16 protein-coding genes are annotated in these 15,607 nt (G+C 68.9%); 8 read left to right on the plus strand and 8 right to left on the minus strand.

Features of this window, described 5'->3' with window-relative positions:
• Positions 1 to 84: 84 nt before the first annotated feature.
• Positions 85 to 1,137 carry a HAMP domain-containing sensor histidine kinase gene (locus tag ACFORO_RS32115; protein ID WP_377873390.1) on the minus strand — a complete coding sequence of 351 codons (1,053 nt, stop codon included), beginning with the start codon at positions 1,135 to 1,137 and terminating at the stop codon, positions 85 to 87.
• Positions 1,134 to 1,805: a response regulator gene (locus ACFORO_RS32120; protein ID WP_377896699.1), complete on the minus strand. Its 672-nt coding sequence runs from the start codon at positions 1,803 to 1,805 to the stop codon at positions 1,134 to 1,136. The genes ACFORO_RS32115 and ACFORO_RS32120 overlap by 4 nt, the downstream gene beginning before the upstream one ends.
• Before the next feature lie 241 nt (positions 1,806 to 2,046).
• Between ACFORO_RS32120 and ACFORO_RS32125 the strand changes: the two genes are divergently transcribed.
• Genes ACFORO_RS32125 through ACFORO_RS32140 form a run of 4 tightly spaced genes read left to right on the plus strand, consistent with a single transcriptional unit; the run spans position 2,047 to position 6,775 of the window.
• Complete coding sequence (locus ACFORO_RS32125) at positions 2,047 to 3,552, plus strand: NCS1 family nucleobase:cation symporter-1 (protein WP_354736859.1); 1,506 nt, start codon at positions 2,047 to 2,049, stop codon at positions 3,550 to 3,552.
• Positions 3,545 to 4,387, plus strand: coding sequence for a nitrilase-related carbon-nitrogen hydrolase (locus tag ACFORO_RS32130; RefSeq protein ID WP_377873391.1), 843 nt, complete (start codon positions 3,545 to 3,547; stop codon positions 4,385 to 4,387). Before ACFORO_RS32125 ends, ACFORO_RS32130 begins: the two co-directional genes overlap by 8 nt.
• The gene (hydA, locus tag ACFORO_RS32135; protein ID WP_377873392.1) at positions 4,387 to 5,769 is read left to right on the plus strand and encodes a dihydropyrimidinase; all 1,383 of its coding nucleotides are present in this window, start codon (positions 4,387 to 4,389) and stop codon (positions 5,767 to 5,769) included. Before ACFORO_RS32130 ends, hydA begins: the two co-directional genes overlap by 1 nt.
• Positions 5,770 to 5,776: 7 nt before the next feature.
• Positions 5,777 to 6,775 carry a TIGR03842 family LLM class F420-dependent oxidoreductase gene (locus ACFORO_RS32140; RefSeq protein ID WP_354736854.1) on the plus strand — a complete coding sequence of 333 codons (999 nt, stop codon included), beginning with the start codon at positions 5,777 to 5,779 and terminating at the stop codon, positions 6,773 to 6,775.
• On the opposite strand, the gene ACFORO_RS32145 is transcribed toward ACFORO_RS32140, so the two are convergent.
• From ACFORO_RS32145 to ACFORO_RS32160, 4 genes are read right to left on the minus strand one after another with little or no spacing between them, the layout of a single operon-like run.
• Complete coding sequence (locus ACFORO_RS32145) at positions 6,776 to 8,008, minus strand: serine hydrolase domain-containing protein (RefSeq protein ID WP_377873393.1); 1,233 nt, start codon at positions 8,006 to 8,008, stop codon at positions 6,776 to 6,778.
• 10 nt (positions 8,009 to 8,018) lie between these two features.
• A complete protein-coding gene (locus ACFORO_RS32150) occupies positions 8,019 to 8,837 on the minus strand; it encodes a siderophore-interacting protein (RefSeq protein WP_377873394.1) in 819 nt (272 codons plus the stop codon).
• A gap of 57 nt (positions 8,838 to 8,894) precedes the next feature.
• Positions 8,895 to 9,245: a hypothetical protein gene (locus tag ACFORO_RS32155; RefSeq protein WP_377873395.1), complete on the minus strand. Its 351-nt coding sequence runs from the start codon at positions 9,243 to 9,245 to the stop codon at positions 8,895 to 8,897.
• Positions 9,242 to 9,649, minus strand: a complete 408-nt coding sequence (locus ACFORO_RS32160; RefSeq protein ID WP_354736846.1) for an SgcJ/EcaC family oxidoreductase — start codon at positions 9,647 to 9,649, stop codon at positions 9,242 to 9,244. The genes ACFORO_RS32155 and ACFORO_RS32160 overlap by 4 nt, the downstream gene beginning before the upstream one ends.
• Before the next feature lie 95 nt (positions 9,650 to 9,744).
• Here ACFORO_RS32160 and ACFORO_RS32165 point away from each other — a divergent pair, with 95 nt between their 5' ends.
• Complete coding sequence (locus tag ACFORO_RS32165; RefSeq protein WP_377873396.1) at positions 9,745 to 10,452, plus strand: TetR/AcrR family transcriptional regulator; 708 nt, start codon at positions 9,745 to 9,747, stop codon at positions 10,450 to 10,452.
• Here ACFORO_RS32165 and ACFORO_RS32170 read toward each other — a convergent pair.
• Positions 10,442 to 11,362 (minus strand): NADP-dependent oxidoreductase, encoded by a 921-nt coding sequence (locus tag ACFORO_RS32170; RefSeq protein WP_377873397.1) that lies wholly within the window; start codon positions 11,360 to 11,362, stop codon positions 10,442 to 10,444. The two genes, ACFORO_RS32165 and ACFORO_RS32170, sit on opposite strands and share 11 nt — an antisense overlap.
• Before the next feature lie 70 nt (positions 11,363 to 11,432).
• Entirely contained in the window at positions 11,433 to 12,650 is a 1,218-nt protein-coding gene (gene hemW / locus ACFORO_RS32175; protein ID WP_377873398.1) for a radical SAM family heme chaperone HemW, read from the minus strand.
• A 361-nt stretch (positions 12,651 to 13,011) separates the two neighbouring features.
• Between hemW and ACFORO_RS32180 the strand changes: the two genes are divergently transcribed.
• The 3 genes from ACFORO_RS32180 to ACFORO_RS32190 all read left to right on the plus strand — a co-directional run bounded on the left by ACFORO_RS32180 (position 13,012) and on the right by ACFORO_RS32190 (position 15,607).
• Positions 13,012 to 13,098: a putative leader peptide gene (locus ACFORO_RS32180; RefSeq protein WP_350540000.1), complete on the plus strand. Its 87-nt coding sequence runs from the start codon at positions 13,012 to 13,014 to the stop codon at positions 13,096 to 13,098.
• A gap of 116 nt (positions 13,099 to 13,214) precedes the next feature.
• A complete protein-coding gene (locus tag ACFORO_RS32185; RefSeq protein ID WP_377873399.1) occupies positions 13,215 to 14,915 on the plus strand; it encodes a nitrite/sulfite reductase in 1,701 nt (566 codons plus the stop codon).
• On the plus strand, positions 14,912 to 15,607 hold the full coding sequence (locus ACFORO_RS32190; RefSeq protein ID WP_354736834.1) for a phosphoadenylyl-sulfate reductase: 696 nt from the start codon (positions 14,912 to 14,914) through the stop codon (positions 15,605 to 15,607). Before ACFORO_RS32185 ends, ACFORO_RS32190 begins: the two co-directional genes overlap by 4 nt.

The following is a 15,607-nucleotide window of genomic DNA, read 5'->3' on the forward strand; positions in this document are numbered from 1 at the left end:
CCGTCGAGCAGCGCGCCACTGCAGCTAGCCGAGCCCCCTTGGCTCCATCCCGACGGCAGCTCAGTCGCTGACGCAAAGCCTGGCTCAAGCAGGCAACGTCACCCGAATCCGGCAACCCGGCCCGCCACCCCCAGCAGCCGCCCGGCCGGGTTCCGCGTCGACCACCGCGACCGTCCCGCCGTGCAGTTCCACCACCCACCGCACGATCGCCAGCCCGAGTCCGGTCCCGCCGCCCCCGGCGCGTTCTCCCCGGGTGAACCGCTCGAACACCCGGTCCCGGTCCGGTTCCGCGATCCCCGGCCCCTGGTCGTGCACCTCGATCCGCGCCTCCCCGGCCTCGACCCGGGCCACCACCGCCACCTCTCCCCCGGCCGGACCGTGCCGCGCGGCGTTCTCCAGCAGGTTCACCACGACCTGGTACAGCCGCTCCCGATCGGCGGGCACCGTCGCTCCCGGCGGGGTCACCGAGACCGTGAACCGGACTCCCCGGCCCGCCGCCGCGGCCATCGCCTCCGCCTCGGCGGCGACCTCGGCGAGCAGGTCCGCCAGGTCGACCGTCGATCGGTCCAGCGGCAGGGTTCCGGCGTCGATCTGCGACAGGTCCAGCAGTTCGGTGACCAGCCTGCCCAGGCGCTCGGTCTGGTTCAGCGCGGTGCGCAGCGTCGCGGGATCCGGCGAGGCGACGCCGTCGACCAGGTTCTCCAGGACGGCGTTCAGCGCGGTGATCGGCGTCCGCAGTTCGTGCGAGACATTCGCGATCAGCTCCCGGCGCTGCTGGTCCGCGGTGGACAGATCGGCGGCCATCTGGTTGAACGCCGCCGCCAGCGAACCGACCTCGTCGCGCGCGGTGGCGCGGATCCGGCGGGTGTAGTCGCCCTTCGCCATTTCGCCCGCAGCTGCGGTCATTTCGCGCAGCGGACGGGTCATGCCGTGCGCCAGGATCTGCGACGTCACCAACGCGATCACCATGGCCATCACCGTCGTCTGCGGCGGCAGCCAGCCGATCTGGTACCGGAAGAACCCGAACGCGATCGCGCCGGACGCCACCATCAGGATCGCCAGCTTCAGCTTCACCGACCGGATCGGGTCGAGCGGCCTCGGCAGCAGATCGACAGCTTTCGCCACCAGCACTCTCACGCGGGAACCTCCAACGCGTATCCGACGCCGTGCACCGTCCGGATCAAATCGGCCCCCAGTTTCCGCCGCAGCGCCTTGATGTGGCTGTCCACCGCCCGGGTACCGGCTCCGGTCGCCTGCACATCCCAGTCCCACACCTCGCTCAGCAGCCGTTCCCGCGGCTGGACCGCGCGCGGCCGGCGCGCGAAATGCACCAGGAGGTCGAATTCGATCGGCGTCAGCTGGGCGGGTTCGCCCCCTCGGCGAACCCGCCGTTCGGCGATGTCGATCTCCAGGTCCCCCAGCACGATCCGGTCTTCCGCCGCCGCCGAAGACCGCTCGACCCGCCGCAGCAACGCCTGGATCCGCGCGGACAGCACGCGCATCGAGAACGGCTTCGTGAGGTAGTCGTCCGCGCCGACGCCGAGGCCGACCAGCAGGTCGGTCTCGTCGGCACGCGCGGTGAGCATGAGCACCGGCACCGGCCGTCGCGCCTGGATCCGGCGGCACACCTCGAGACCGTCGAACCCGGGCAGCATCACGTCGAGAACCACCAGGTCGGGACTGGTCGCCGCCTCCGCCTCGACCGCCGCGGGACCGTCGTGCGCGACGGTCACGGAGAACCCCTCCGCGCTCAGCCGGGCATCGATCGACGCGGCGATGGTGAGGTCGTCCTCGACGACCAGCACCCGTCTTCCCCCGTTGTCCATGCCGCCGACTTTAAGCAATCGCCGTGGAGGCCATCCGGGTGAGCTGTGGAGATCCGGTGGAGATGTTTCCCCCGGTTTGCGCGCACGTCACGAGCGGGTTGTAACGCAGGTCATGCACTCGGGCCCGGTTCGGCGCAATCGACAGACTGCGCCAAGGGCGTCCGAACAGTGAACAGTCTGTCTCTGCCCCCGGCCCCCGCCCGGCGCGCAGGATTCCGCAATGGAGCCGACGACACGTGAGCACAGCCGGGTGGACCTCGGCGACGTGCGGGCGCTGCGAGGCAGCCGGTTCTTCAACGACGAACTGGCCCCGGTCCCGGTCGAGAAGCGGACCTGGACGACCTACAACTATTTCGCGCTGTGGATGGGGATGGCGCACAACATCCCCTCGTACGCACTGGCCGCGTCGCTCATCGCGCTCGGCATGAACTGGCTGCAAGCGCTGATCACGATCACCATCGGGAACCTGATCGTGCTCGCGCCGATGCTGCTCAACAGCCACGCGGGCACCAAATACGGCATCCCGTTCCCGGTGTTCGCCCGCGCGTTCTACGGCCTGCGCGGCGCGAACCTCGCCGCGTTGCTGCGCGCGTTCATCGCGTGCGGCTGGTTCGGCATCCAGACCTGGGTGGGCGGCGAGGCGATCTACGTGATCGTCGGGCGGCTGGCCGGATCCGGGTGGCGCGATTCGGCGGTGATCGCCGGGCAGCACTGGACGATGTGGCTGTCGTTCGCGGTGTTCTGGCTCGTGCAGATGCTGATCATCTGGCGCGGCATGGAGGCGGTCCGCAAGTTCGAGAACTGGACCGCGCCGCTGGTGTCGGTCGGGTTCCTGATCCTGCTCGGCTACGTGCTGGTGAAGGCGGGCGGGCTCGGCCCGATCCTGCACGACAGCGGGAAACTCGGCTGGGGGCCGGGCTTCTGGAAGGTGTTCGCGCCGTCGCTGATGGCGATGATCGCGTTCTGGTCGACGCTGTCGCTTAACATGCCGGACTTCACCCGCTTCGGCGGCAGCCAGCGCAAGCAGATGCGCGGCCAGGTCCTGGGGCTGCCGACGACGATGACGTTCATCGCGGTCGTCGCCATCCTCACCACGTCCGGCGGCCACGTGCTCTACGGGCAGGACATCTGGGACCCGGCGCAGCTGGCGGACAAGTTCTCCAGCCCGGTCGTGGTGGTCGTCGCGCTGATCGCGCTGGTGCTGGCGACGATCTCGGCCAACCTGGCGGCGAACGTCGTCAGCCCGTCCTACGACTTCTCCAACGCTTTCCCGAAGCGGATCACCTTCGCCCTCGGCGGGCTGATCACCGGCGTGATCGGCATCCTGATCCAGCCCTGGCGGCTCTACTCCGACCCGGACATCTACATTTTCGCCTGGCTCGGCTTCTACGGCGGGCTGCTCGGCGCGGTCGCCGGGGTCCTCGTCGCCGGGTACTGGGTGGTGAAACGGACCCGGCTGAAGCTGGCCGACCTGTACCTGCCGAGCGGGCAGTACTGGTTCACCGCGGGCTGGCACTGGCGCGCGCTCGTCGCGACGCTGATCGGCGCGGTGCTCGCGGTGGGCGGCGCCTACGGCGGTCCGTTCCCGGCGGACGGCCTGATTCCGTTCCTGAAGCCTTTGTACGACTACAACTGGGCAGTAGGATTTGTCGGCGCTTTCCTCGCCTACATCCTGTTCAGCCTTCCCTTGAACGCGCACCGGAACGAGGAGGAAACCAGTGTCTGACACGGTCCGAGCCGGCTTGATCCAGCAGCGGTGGACGGGTGACAAGGAGTCGATGATCGCGAACGCGGTCGACGCCATCGGCAAGGCGGCTTCGCAAGGCGCGCAGGTGGTGTGCCTGCAGGAACTGTTCTACGGTCCGTACTTCTGCCAGGTGCAGGACGCGGACTTCTACTCCTACACCGAGGCGATCCCGGACGGCCCCACCACGAAGCTCATGCAGGAGGTCGCCGAGCGGCACGGCGTGGTGCTCGTGGTGCCGATGTACGAGCAGGAACAGCCAGGCGTCTACTACAACACCGCCGCGGTGATCGACGCCGACGGGAAATACCTCGGAATGCACCGCAAGAACCACATTCCGCAGGTGAAGGGATTCTGGGAGAAGTTCTACTTCAAGCCGGGCAATCTCGGTTATCCGGTCTTCGACACCGCGGTCGGCCGGATCGGCGTGTACATCTGCTACGAACGGCACTTCCCCGAAGGCTGGCGCGCACTCGGGCTGGCCGGGGCGCAGATCGTGTTCAACCCGTCGGCGACGAGCCGTGGACTCTCGGAGTACCTGTGGCGGCTTGAGCAGCCCGCCGCCGCGGTAGCGAACGAGTACTACGTGGGCACGATCAACCGGGTCGGCGTGGAACCGCTGGGCAACAACGACTTCTACGGACAATCGTACTTCGCGGACCCACGCGGCCAGCTCGTCGGCGAGGCGGCGTCGGACACCGAAGAGGAGATCGTGGTCCGCGATCTCGACATGGGCAGGATCGCCGAGGTCCGCGACCTGTGGCAGTTCTACCGCGACCGCCGCCCGGACAGCTACGGCCCGCTCGCGGAGGCCTGATGACTACCCTGATCCAAGGCGGGCAAGTAGTTTCGCCGTCCGGCGCGGTCGCCGCCGACGTGCTGGTGGACGGCGAAACCATCGCGGCGGTAGGCGCTCCCGGCACGCTGACCGGCGACGAGACTCTTGACGCGACCGGCAAGTACGTCCTGCCCGGCGGAATCGACGCGCACACGCACATGGAAATGCCGTTCGGCGGCACGCATTCCGTCGACTCCTTCGAGACCGGTACCATCGCCGCCGCGTGGGGCGGGACGACGACGATCATCGACTTCGCCGTGCAGGCCAAGGGAACGTCGCTGTTGTCCACACTGGACAAATGGCATTCCAAAGCGGACGGCAACTGCGCGATCGACTACGGATTCCACATGATCGTGTCGGACGTCAACGACTCCACTTTGAAGGAAATGCGCGGGTGCGTCGACGGCGGCGTCGGCAGTTTCAAGATGTTCATGGCCTACCCCGGCGTTTTCTACTCCACGGACGGGGAGATCCTGCGCGCCATGCAACAGGCGCGCGAGATCGGCGCGACGATCATGATGCACGCGGAAAACGGCATCGCGATCGACGAACTGGCCGCGCAGGCAGTCGCCGCCGGACACACCGACCCGGTACAGCACGGCCTGACCCGGCCTCCCGAACTGGAAGGCGAGGCGACCTCACGGGCGATCCGGCTCGCGCAGGTGACCGGTTCACCGCTGTACATCGTGCATCTGTCGGCCTCCCAGGCGCTCGCCGCGGTCGCCGAAGCGCGGGATAACGGGCAGAACGTCTTCGCCGAGACCTGCCCGCAGTACCTCTATCTGTCCATTGAGGACTTGGCGAAGCCCGATTTCGAAGGCGCCAAGTTCGTGGCTTCCCCGCCGCTGCGGGAGAAATCGCACCAGGCCGACCTGTGGCGCGGGTTGCGCACCAACGACCTGTCCGTCGTGTCCACCGACCATTGCCCGTTCTGCTTCAAGGACCAGAAAGAGCTGGGGCGCAGCGACTTCCGGGCGATCCCGAATGGGATGCCGGGCGTCGAGCACCGAATGGACCTGCTGCACCAGGGCGTCGTCGCGGGCGAGATCTCGCTGGGCCGCTGGGTCGAGACGTGCTCGGCGACGCCCGCGCGGATGTTCGGGCTGTACCCCCGCAAGGGCGTGATCGCGGCGGGTTCGGACGCGGACATCGTTGTCTACGACCCGTCGGCAACGCAGACGCTCTCGGCGGCGACGCACCACATGAACGTGGACTACTCGGCGTACGAAGGCTTTTCGCTCACCGGGAAGGTCCACACTGTACTGTCGCGCGGTCGGGTCGTGGTGTCGCCGGATGGCTTCCACGGCAGCCCCGGGCACGGGAAGTTCCTTTCCCGCGAACTCAATCAGTATCTGAATTGAGGGCTTGATGGATTTCGGGATCGTGCTGCAGACCGACCCGCCCGCGGCGGAGGTCGTGCGGATGATGAAGGCCGCCGAGGACGCCGGGTTCCGGTACGGCTGGACGTTCGACTCGTGCGTGCTGTGGCAGGAACCGTTCGTGATCTACGCACGGATCCTCGAAGCGACGTCGGCGCTGGTCGTGGGGCCGATGGTGACCAGTCCGGGCACGCGGGACTGGTCGGTGATGGCGTCGACCTTCGCGACGCTCAACGACATGTTCGGCAACCGCACGGTATGCGGCATCGGCCGCGGCGACTCCGCACACCGGGTCGTCGGCCGCCCGCCGTCCACTTTGGCCACCGTGCGCGACTGCATGCGCGTGGTCAAGGATCTCGCCGAAGGCCGCGAAGTCACGATGAACGACACCGCGGTCCGCATCCCGTGGATCCGCGGCGGACGGCTGGAAATGTGGATGGCCGGGTATGGCCCGAAGGCGCTGCGAACCGTCGGCGAACACGCGGACGGCTTCATCCTGCAATGCGCCGACCCAGCCATCGCCCGCTGGACCATCGGCGCGGTCCGGGACGCCGCCCGCGCGGCCGGCCGCGACCCCGGAGGAATCACGATCTGCGTCGCGGCTCCCGCGTATGTCGGCGAAGACCTGGCACACCAACGGGAACAGCTGCGATGGTTCGGCGGAATGGTGGGCAACCACGTCGCAGACCTGGTGTCCCGCTACGGCTCGTCCGGCCCGGTGCCGCGCGAGCTGACCGACTACATCCGCGAGCGCGAAGGCTACGACTACTCCCACCACGGACGCGCGGGCAACCCGTCGACGGCGTTCGTCCCAGACGAGATCGTGGACCGGTTCTGCTTGCTCGGCCCGGCATCTTCGCACATCGCTCGGCTGGAGGAATTGGCGGAGCTGGGGGTGGACCAGTTCGCGCTGTACCTGATGCATGACGAGAGGGAGGAGACGTTGGCGGCTTATGGGGCGCAGGTGATTCCCAAGCTGACCGCCTGATCAGTCCAGCATCGCCTGATAAACCAGCTGCCGCAGCTGCTGCCGGATCGGATGGGTCGACGACGGCAGCAGTTGCGTGTAAAACGCGACCGTCAAGTCCTCATCCGGATCCACCCAGAACGCTGTCGAAGCCGCCCCACCCCACGCGTACTCCCCCGGCGTAGCAAGGGTCTTCGCCTTAACCGAGTCGATCAGGACCGAGAACCCCAGCCCGAACCCATACCCGTCAAAAGGCATCTCCGCGAACAGCGGCCGTCCGTACGCCTCCAGATCCACATGCCCCGGCAGGTGATTGGCCGTCATCAGGTCGACCGTCCGCGGGCTCAGCACCCGCACCCCGTCCAATTCCCCGCGGCGCAACAACATCTGCGTAAACCGGTGATAATCAGCCGCTGTTGAGACCAGACCTCCGCCGCCGGAAAGGCAAGCCGGGCGCGACGTTCCGACCGCACCGAAGGCGTCGTTGCGCACCAGCTGTTTCGTCCCGGGCGCAGGCAGATACAGAGCCGCCAGACGGTCCGTGTCCGAAGTCCAGAAGCCGGTATCCGTCATGCCCAACGGGCCGAAGATCCGCTCGGCGAATACCTCGTCGAGCGGCTTCCCCGCCAGCACCTCGACCAGGCGGCCGAGAACGTCGGTGGCCACCGAGTAGTTCCACTCCGCACCCGGCTGGAAGACGAGCGGGAACCGCGCCCACGCTTTGGTGCATTCCGCCAGGTCCAGCCCCGGCGGCGTGCCCCATTCGTACCCGCCGGCGCGGTAGATCGCGTCGGCCGGGTGCGTGTGGTGGAAGCCGTAGGTGAGGCCCGAGGTGTGCGAAAGCAGGTGCCACAGGCGGATCGGTTCGGTCGCCGGCTCGGTGACCGGAGCCAGCGCCGAACCCTTCGCATACACCCGCGGCTCGGCGAATTCCGGCAGCCACCGCGAGATCGGGTCGGTGAGGTCGATCAGGCCTTCCTCGACGAACGTCATCGCCGCCACCGAGGTGACCGGCTTCGTCATCGAGAAGATCCGCCAGATCGTGTCAGTCTCGACCGGGGCACCGGCCTCGACATCCCGCGCGCCGTGCGACGCGACGTGCACGATCCGGCCGTGCCTGCTCACCACCGCGAGGAAGCCGGGCAGCAAGCCGTCGTCGACGTACCGGGCGAAATGCCGGTCGATCCGCCGCAGCCGTGCCCCGTCGAAACCCGCGTCGGCCGGATCGGCCTCCACCTTCACCTCGGTCGCCATGGCGGCGACCTTACGCCGAAGCGGCCGTTTTCCGCTCCGCTGCCTTTTCCTCGCGCCAGGCTTCGTCGTTCTTGCCCTCGCGCCAGTATCCGGACAGCGACACCGCGTCCCGCGCGACGCCGCGGTCGTCGAACAGGTACCGCCGCAGCTCCCGCACGAACCCGGCCTCGCCGTGGACGAACGCGTGCACGTCCTGGCCCGGCCACGGCAGCGCCTTCACCGCGGCGACCAGATCGTCGGCCGCCGAGCGGTGCAGCCACGTGACCTGCGCGTCGGCCTTCGTCGCGAGCGGCTGGTGCTCCGACTTGTCCGCCACCAGCAAGAACACGTGCGCCAGCGCCCCCGGCGGCAGCGCCTCGAGCGCGGCGGCGATGGCGGGCACCGCCGACTCGTCGCCCACCAGCAGGTGCCAGCCGGCGTCGGCGCGCGGCGCGTACGCCCCGCCCGGACCGGCCAGCAGCAGCTCGTCACCGGGCTGTGCGCGCTGCGCCCACGGCCCGGCCAGCCCCTCGTCGCCGTGGACCACGAAGTCGAGCACCAGTTCGCCCGCCGCCTCGTCGTACGAGCGGACTGTGTACGTGCGCATCCGCGGCGCGTGCTCGCGCGGCAGTTCCTCGCGGATCCGGTTCAGGTCGAACGGCTCCGGATACTCCACCTCGTCCACCTTGAAGATCACCTTCACGTACGCGTCGGTGAACTCGTTCGGGCGGAAATCGCGGAGCCCCTCGCCGCCGGCCACGATCCGGATCATGTGCGGGGTGAGGTGCTCCTTGCGCAGCACCTCCAGCCGCACCGCGGTCCTCCCCTTGCGCGCCGGACCTTCCGCCATCGAACACCCCTGTTTCAGTAAGGTTTACCTAAGTCGCGTCTCCCACCGTACGCGCCCTCACCCGTTCCGCCCAGTGCCGCCGTCCCCGAGTTCGGCGAGCATTGCCCGGAAACCCGCCCCGACCCGGTCCCGGAACCCGGCGAAGAACCGGTTCGCCAGCAGTACTGCCCACCACTGCCCGGTCGCGGCGTTCCGGACGCGGTGCGTGACGCGGGATCCGGCCGGGTCGTCGGCGACCTCGTACTCCCCGCGGTACCACCAGCCGCCCTGTGCGGCCAGGAACCGGCGCGAGCGGTCGACTTCCAGCTTCATCGAGTAATCCGAAGCCGTCAACTGCCTTTCCAGCCGCGCGAACACCTCGGTCGGCGCGGCGGGAACGACGCCGGAGACCTCGACGATCGTCCTCATGCTTCCCACGGCTTCGAGACCCGCGTGTTCTGGAAAGCGGTGATCCGCCAGCCCTCGTCGCCCCGCACCAGCACGTAGGTCAGCGAACTCTCCCGCCCCTCGGCTGCCGGGTCGTCGCCCCCGGTCAGCGACGAGCCGCCGCCGGTCACGACGACCGCGACGTCGTCCCGCAGGAACCGCACCCGCGGCTCGCCCCAGCCGGTGAGCTTCGAGCCCTTCAGCGGTCCCTGGAACAGCTCGCGATGCGAGTCCGCGATCACCTGGCGCCCGACGGACCGGAGTCCGAAGAAGGTCACGTAGTCGGCGTCTTCGGTGAACAGGTTCCCGTAGGCGGTCGCGTCGCCGCTGTTCCAAGCGTCGGCGAGACGGGCGAGAACGGACAGGACTTCTTCGTGCTGCGACATGCTTTTCTCCTTAACGAACGTCGTTCGCGTACGAGGTCCAGTTGTACTCACGAACACCGTTCGCGTCAAGTGCGGGGTTCGTCTAGGCTTCGGGGATGACCGCACCGCCCCCGCCCTGGCGCCGGACGCCGAGCCCGCGCCGGCGCGCCGCGAAGCAGATGCTGTCGCAGGAACTGATCGTGAAAACCGCGCTCGAAATCCTCGCCGCCGAGGGCATTGACGCCGTCTCGATGCGGCGGGTCGCGCAGCAGCTGGAGACCGGGCCCGCGTCGCTTTATGCGTACGTGGCCAACAAAGAGGAACTGGACGAACTGCTGCTCGACGCGGCGCTGAGCGAAGTGCCCTGTCCCGAGCCGGATCCGCAGCGGTGGACCGAACAGGTCAAAGAGCAAGTGCGGCACCAGATCCGGGCGATGGTGGCGTATCCGGGCATCGCGAAAGTCGCGTGGCAGACACCGATCCCGGTGACGCCGAATTCCTTGCGGCAGGGCGAAGTCATGCTTCAACTGCTGCGCGCGGGCGGCCTGGATCTGCAGCAGGCGATGTTCGCCAGCGACGCGTTGAGCACGTACACCAAAGCCTTCGCCTACGAAGCCAGCGGCTGGACGTTCGGCGATTACGACCCGGAGAAAATGAGCGAGCGCGAGCGGCAGATGGCGGACTACATGCAGTCGCTGCCCGCGAGCGCGTTCCCGAACCTGTTGCAGGCCGGGGAATTCTTCAACGCGGACACCAGCCAGGCCCGGCTCGAATTCGCCTTGGAGGCGTTCGTGGCCGGGCTGGCGGCGATGGTCAGGAAGTGAGCACGATCTTGCCGCGCGTGTGGCCCTGTTCCAGCTCGCGATAGGCGGCCTGGACCTCGGCCAGCGGGTACGTCGCGGCGACCTCGACGTCGAGCAATCCCTTGTCCGCCAAGGCAACGAGGTCGCGCATGACCTCGGCGCTCGCCCCGGCGATGTTGCCGTCGGTCTTCACGCGGTACTTCTCGGCGGCGTCGAAGTCGACCACCGTGTCGATCCGGCCGGGGTAGACGCCGAGCCGCAAGGCGAGTTCGACGTAACCGTCGCCGTAAGTGTCGATGAACGCGTGCACCTGGTCGCCAGTCAGCTCCCGGAGCCGCTCTTCGAGCCCTTCGCCGTACGCGATCGGAACGACGTCGTGCTCGCGCAACCACTCGTGGTTCGCTTCGCTGGCAATGCCGATCACGGTCGCGCCGGTGAGCTTCGCCAGTTGCACGGCCAGCGAACCGACCCCGCCGGCCGCCCCGGACACGACGACTGTCTCGCCCTCGCGCGGGCACACAGCCCCGACCGCGGCGTACGCAGTCGTTCCGGCCACGAACAACCCGCCCGCGACCTCCCACGACAGCCCGTTCGGCTTCGGCACGAGATGCTCCGCCGGAACCAGCACGTACTCGGCGTGGCTGGAGCGGGTGTGCACGAAACCGACGACCTCGTCCCCCGCCTGGATTTCTTCGACGTCCGCGCCCAGCTCGACCACTACCCCGGCCAGGTCGCTGCCCTGCCCGGAGGGGAAGGTGGACGGCCAGCGCTCCGCCAGCGCGCCGACGCGGATCTTCGTTTCCCCCGGATTGATGCCCGCGGCCCGGACCTGGACGAGCACCTGCCCGGATTCCGGCGCCGGCCGAGGCACTTCGGCCAGCTGCAGCACTTCGATCCCGCCGTGTTCGCCGTATCTGACCGCCTGCGGCATACGCGTCTCCCTCGCTCGTATGCTTAGCCCAACAAACGATCGAACGGATTTATGCCCGGCGGGCGAAAATTCAGCCGGCCAGCCGCCGGACCACGGCATCCGCGAGCAACCGGCCGCGGTCGGTCAGCACCGCACGGCCCCGACTGTCCAAATCGGACACTTCGAGCAGCCCCTCCGCGGCGGCCGCCCTCGCTTCCTTGATCCCGGACTCGTCGAGCGCCGACAACGCGAGGCCGTCGGAGATCCGAAGCTCCAGCATGATCCGCTCCAGGTGCTGGTCCTCCTCGGTGAGCACCTCGCGATCCGCCTCCGGGCTCTGCCCCTCCGCGAGCAGGCTCGAGTACTTGGCCGGATGCTTGACGTTCCACCACCGCACGCCGCCGACGTGGCTGTGCGCGCCCGGCCCGGCGCCCCACCAGTCGCCGCCCTGCCAGTAGCCGAGGTTGTGGCGGCACCGCGCGGCCTCGTCGCTCGCCCAGTTCGACACCTCGTACCAGGTCAAACCCGCGCCGGCGAGGACGGAGTCGATCATTTCGTAGTAGCTGGCCAGCGTGTCGTCGTCCGGCGCGGGCAATTCGCCGCGCCGCACCCGGCGGGCCAGCGCGGTGCCGTCCTCCACGATCAGCGCATACGCCGAGACGTGATCGACCCCGGCCGACAACACCGCGTCGAGCGACGCGCGCAGATCTTCGACCCGCTCCCCCGGCGTGCCGTAGATCAGGTCGAGGTTCACGTGCTCGAACCCGGCGGCCCGGGCTTCGCGCGCGGCGTCGACCGGACGGCCGGGCGTGTGCACGCGGTCGAGCACCTTCAGCACGTGCCGGGCTGCGGACTGCATGCCCAGCGACACCCGGGTGTAACCCGCGTCACGGATGCCCGCGAAGAACTCGGGCGAAGTGGACTCCGGGTTCGATTCGGTCGTCACCTCCGCGCCCGGCGCGAGCCCGAACACCGACCGGACGCCGTCGAGCACCTCGGCCAGCCCGTCCGCGCCGAGCATGGACGGCGTTCCGCCGCCGACGAACACCGTCTCTGCCTGGGGTGCGTTGCCGAGGATCTCCGCGCCCAGCTCCAGCTCGCGGCGCAGCGCGTCCAGCCACGACCGAGGCGAGGCGGCGGAGCCGAGTTCGCCCGCGGTGTAGGTGTTGAAGTCGCAGTAACCGCAGCGGGTCGCGCAAAACGGCACGTGGACGTACACGCCGAACGGACGGGTGCCAAGACCGGCGAGCGCGGTCTCGGGAAGTCCGGCGGGAGGACGGTGAGTGTCGGGAACAGGCACGACGTCCATTCTCCCCCGCCTGCCGCGGACTCCCGCGCGCCCCCGCCCCCAACACCCTGAGCTGGTTGAGCCAGCTTCACGTCCGTGAGGGGAACCCTGAGGGACTCTGATTCCCTCAGGGTTCCCCTCACGGACCGCGAACCGGCGCGCCACCCGGCGGAAAGTTCGGCCGCCGAACGATGCGCCACCCCTCGCGCACCCGGTTGACAACCGCCCGAAACCGTCCCACGATGCGTCCGAAAGCCGGGAAAGACCTGGCAGATCGCCCGGCCAATGCACATCCAGAGCCGTTTCGCACCCTTCCAGTGAGCCTTCTCCCACGATCCGGACGCCCTTGGACGACGTTCGGCCCGCGTGGCAATCTGAGCCGGTGAGTCCTGCCGGTGTCCTTCTCGTGGCGCGCCGCCACGTCGACCTTCTCCGGGTCGCGAGCGCGCTCTGCCGGCCTGTTCGCTGACTCCCGCGCAACGCCTGCCCAGCCCACCACCTGGACGACCGGCACCGCTCCCGCCCCGCGCCGACGCCGCGGCGGGCCGCCGGAGCCGCCTCGACAACCCCGCCCGGAGGATCTCCATGTCCGCACCCACGCGTGAAACGCCCCCGAAGGGCGCCGCGCCCCGGCCACGCCAGAAGCGGGGCGAGGGTCAGTGGGCGCTCGGTTACCGGGAGCCGCTGAACCCGAACGAGCGCTCGAAGAAGGACGACAGCCCGCTCAACGTCCGCGCGCGGATCGAGAACATCTACGCGCACCGGGGTTTCGACTCGATCGACCCGGGCGACCTGCGCGGCCGGTTCCGCTGGTTCGGCCTCTACACCCAGCGCAAGCCCGGCATCGACGGCGGCCGCACCGCCCTGCTGGAGCCCGAGGAGCTGGACGACCGCTACTTCATGATGCGCGTCCGGATCGACGGCGGCGCCCTCACCACCGAACAGCTGCGGGTGATCGGCGAGATCTCGAAGGAGCACGCGCGCGACACCGCCGACATCTCCGACCGGCAGAACGTCCAGTACCACTGGATCCAGATCGAGGACGTGCCCTCGATCTGGTCGCGGCTCGAGGCCGTCGGCCTGAGCACCACCGAGGCCTGCGGCGACTGCCCGCGCGTCGTGCTCGGCTCCCCGGTCGCCGGCATCGCCGAGAACGAGGTGCTCGACGCGACTCCCGCGATCGACGAGATCCTCGAGCGCTACATCGGCGACCCGCGCTTCGCCAACCTGCCGCGCAAGTTCAAGACCGCGATCTCCGGACTGCCGGACATCGTGCACGAGATCAACGACATCGCCTTCGTCGGCGTCAACCACCCCGAGCACGGCCCCGGCCTCGACCTGTGGGTCGGCGGCGGGCTCTCCACGAACCCGATGCTCGCGAAGCGGCTCGGCGCGTGGATCCCGCTGGACGAGGTGCCCCAGGTGTGGGAAGGCGTCGTCTCCATCTTCCGCGACTACGGCTACCGGCGGCTCCGGTCGAAGGCCCGGCTGAAGTTCCTGGTCAAGGACTGGGGTATCGAAAAATTCCGTGAAGTTCTCGAGTCGCAGTACCTCAAGCGGAAGCTGATCGACGGCCCGCCGCCGGAGAACCCCGCGACCCCGATCGACCACGTCGGCGTGCACCGGCAGAAGGACGGCAACTTCTACGTCGGGGCCGCGCCGATCGCCGGGCGGGTGTCGGGCAGCACGCTGATCGCGGTCGCCGAGGCGGCCGAGCGCGCCGGATCGCGGCGGGTGCGGCTGACCCCGCACCAGAAACTGGTCGTGCTCGACGTGCCCGAGGCCGCGGTCCCCGCGCTGGAGACGGAGCTGGCCGAGCTGGGCCTGCAGACCAAGCCGTCGCCGTGGCGGCGCAGCGTGATGGCGTGCACCGGGCTGGAGTTCTGCAAGCTCGCGATCGTCGAGACGAAGGTGCGCGCGCAGCAACTGGTGGCGGATCTGGAGAAGTCGCTCGCCGACATCAACGCCCAGCTGGAAACGCCGGTGACGGTGCACCTCAACGGCTGCCCCAACTCCTGCGCCCGCGTGCAGACCGCGGACATCGGGCTCAAGGGCCAGATCGTCAGCGACGCCGACGGCAACCAGGTCGAGGGCTTCCAGGTGCACCTCGGCGGCGGGCTCGGGCTCGACGCCGGATTCGGCCGGAAGCTGCGCGGCCACAAGGTCACCGCGGGCGAACTGGTCGAGTACGTGGAACGCGTGGTGCGCGCGTACGTCGCGGACCGCGAGCCGGGCGAACGGTTCCCGCAGTGGGCGTTGCGGGCGGACGAAGGGGTGCTGCAGTGACCGCGGTCGCGGACTACCGGGCGCTGGCCGAACGCGCCGAGAAGGAACTGGCCGACGCGACCGCCGAAGAGGCGTTGCGCTGGACGGCCGAGACCTTCGGCGACGACTTCATCGTGGCGTCGAACATGCAGGACGCCGTGCTGATCGACCTCGCCACGAAGGTCAAGCCCGCGGTGGACGTGCTGTTCCTGGAGACCGGCTACCACTTCGCCGAAACCCTCGGGGTGCGCGACGCGGTGCAGACGGTGTACCCGGACGTGCGGATCGTCAACGCGCAGGCCGAGCAGAGCGTCGCCGAGCAGGACGCGGAGTACGGGCCGAAGCTGCACGAACGCGACCCCGGCCAGTGCTGCTTCCTGCGCAAGGTCGTGCCGCTGCGGCAGACGCTCGGCAAGTACTCGGCGTGGGTCACCGGCGTGCGCCGGGTGGACGCGCCGACCCGCGCGAACACGCCGATCGTCACCTGGGACGAGCGCAACGGCCTGGTGAAGATCAACCCGATCGCGGCGTGGACCGACGACGAGTTCAACGGCTACCTGCACTCGAACGGGATTCTGGAGAACCCGCTGGTGTCGATCGGCTACCTCTCGATCGGCTGCGCGCCGTGCACGGCGAAGGTCGAGGCGGGGCAGGACGCGCGCAGCGGCCGGTGGGCCGGGCAGTCCAAGACGGAGTGCGGATTGCATGGCTGA

The sequence above is a fragment of the Amycolatopsis halotolerans genome, assembly GCF_042647905.1.
In the GTDB taxonomy this organism is placed as follows: Bacteria; Actinomycetota; Actinomycetes; order Mycobacteriales; family Pseudonocardiaceae; genus Amycolatopsis; species Amycolatopsis halotolerans.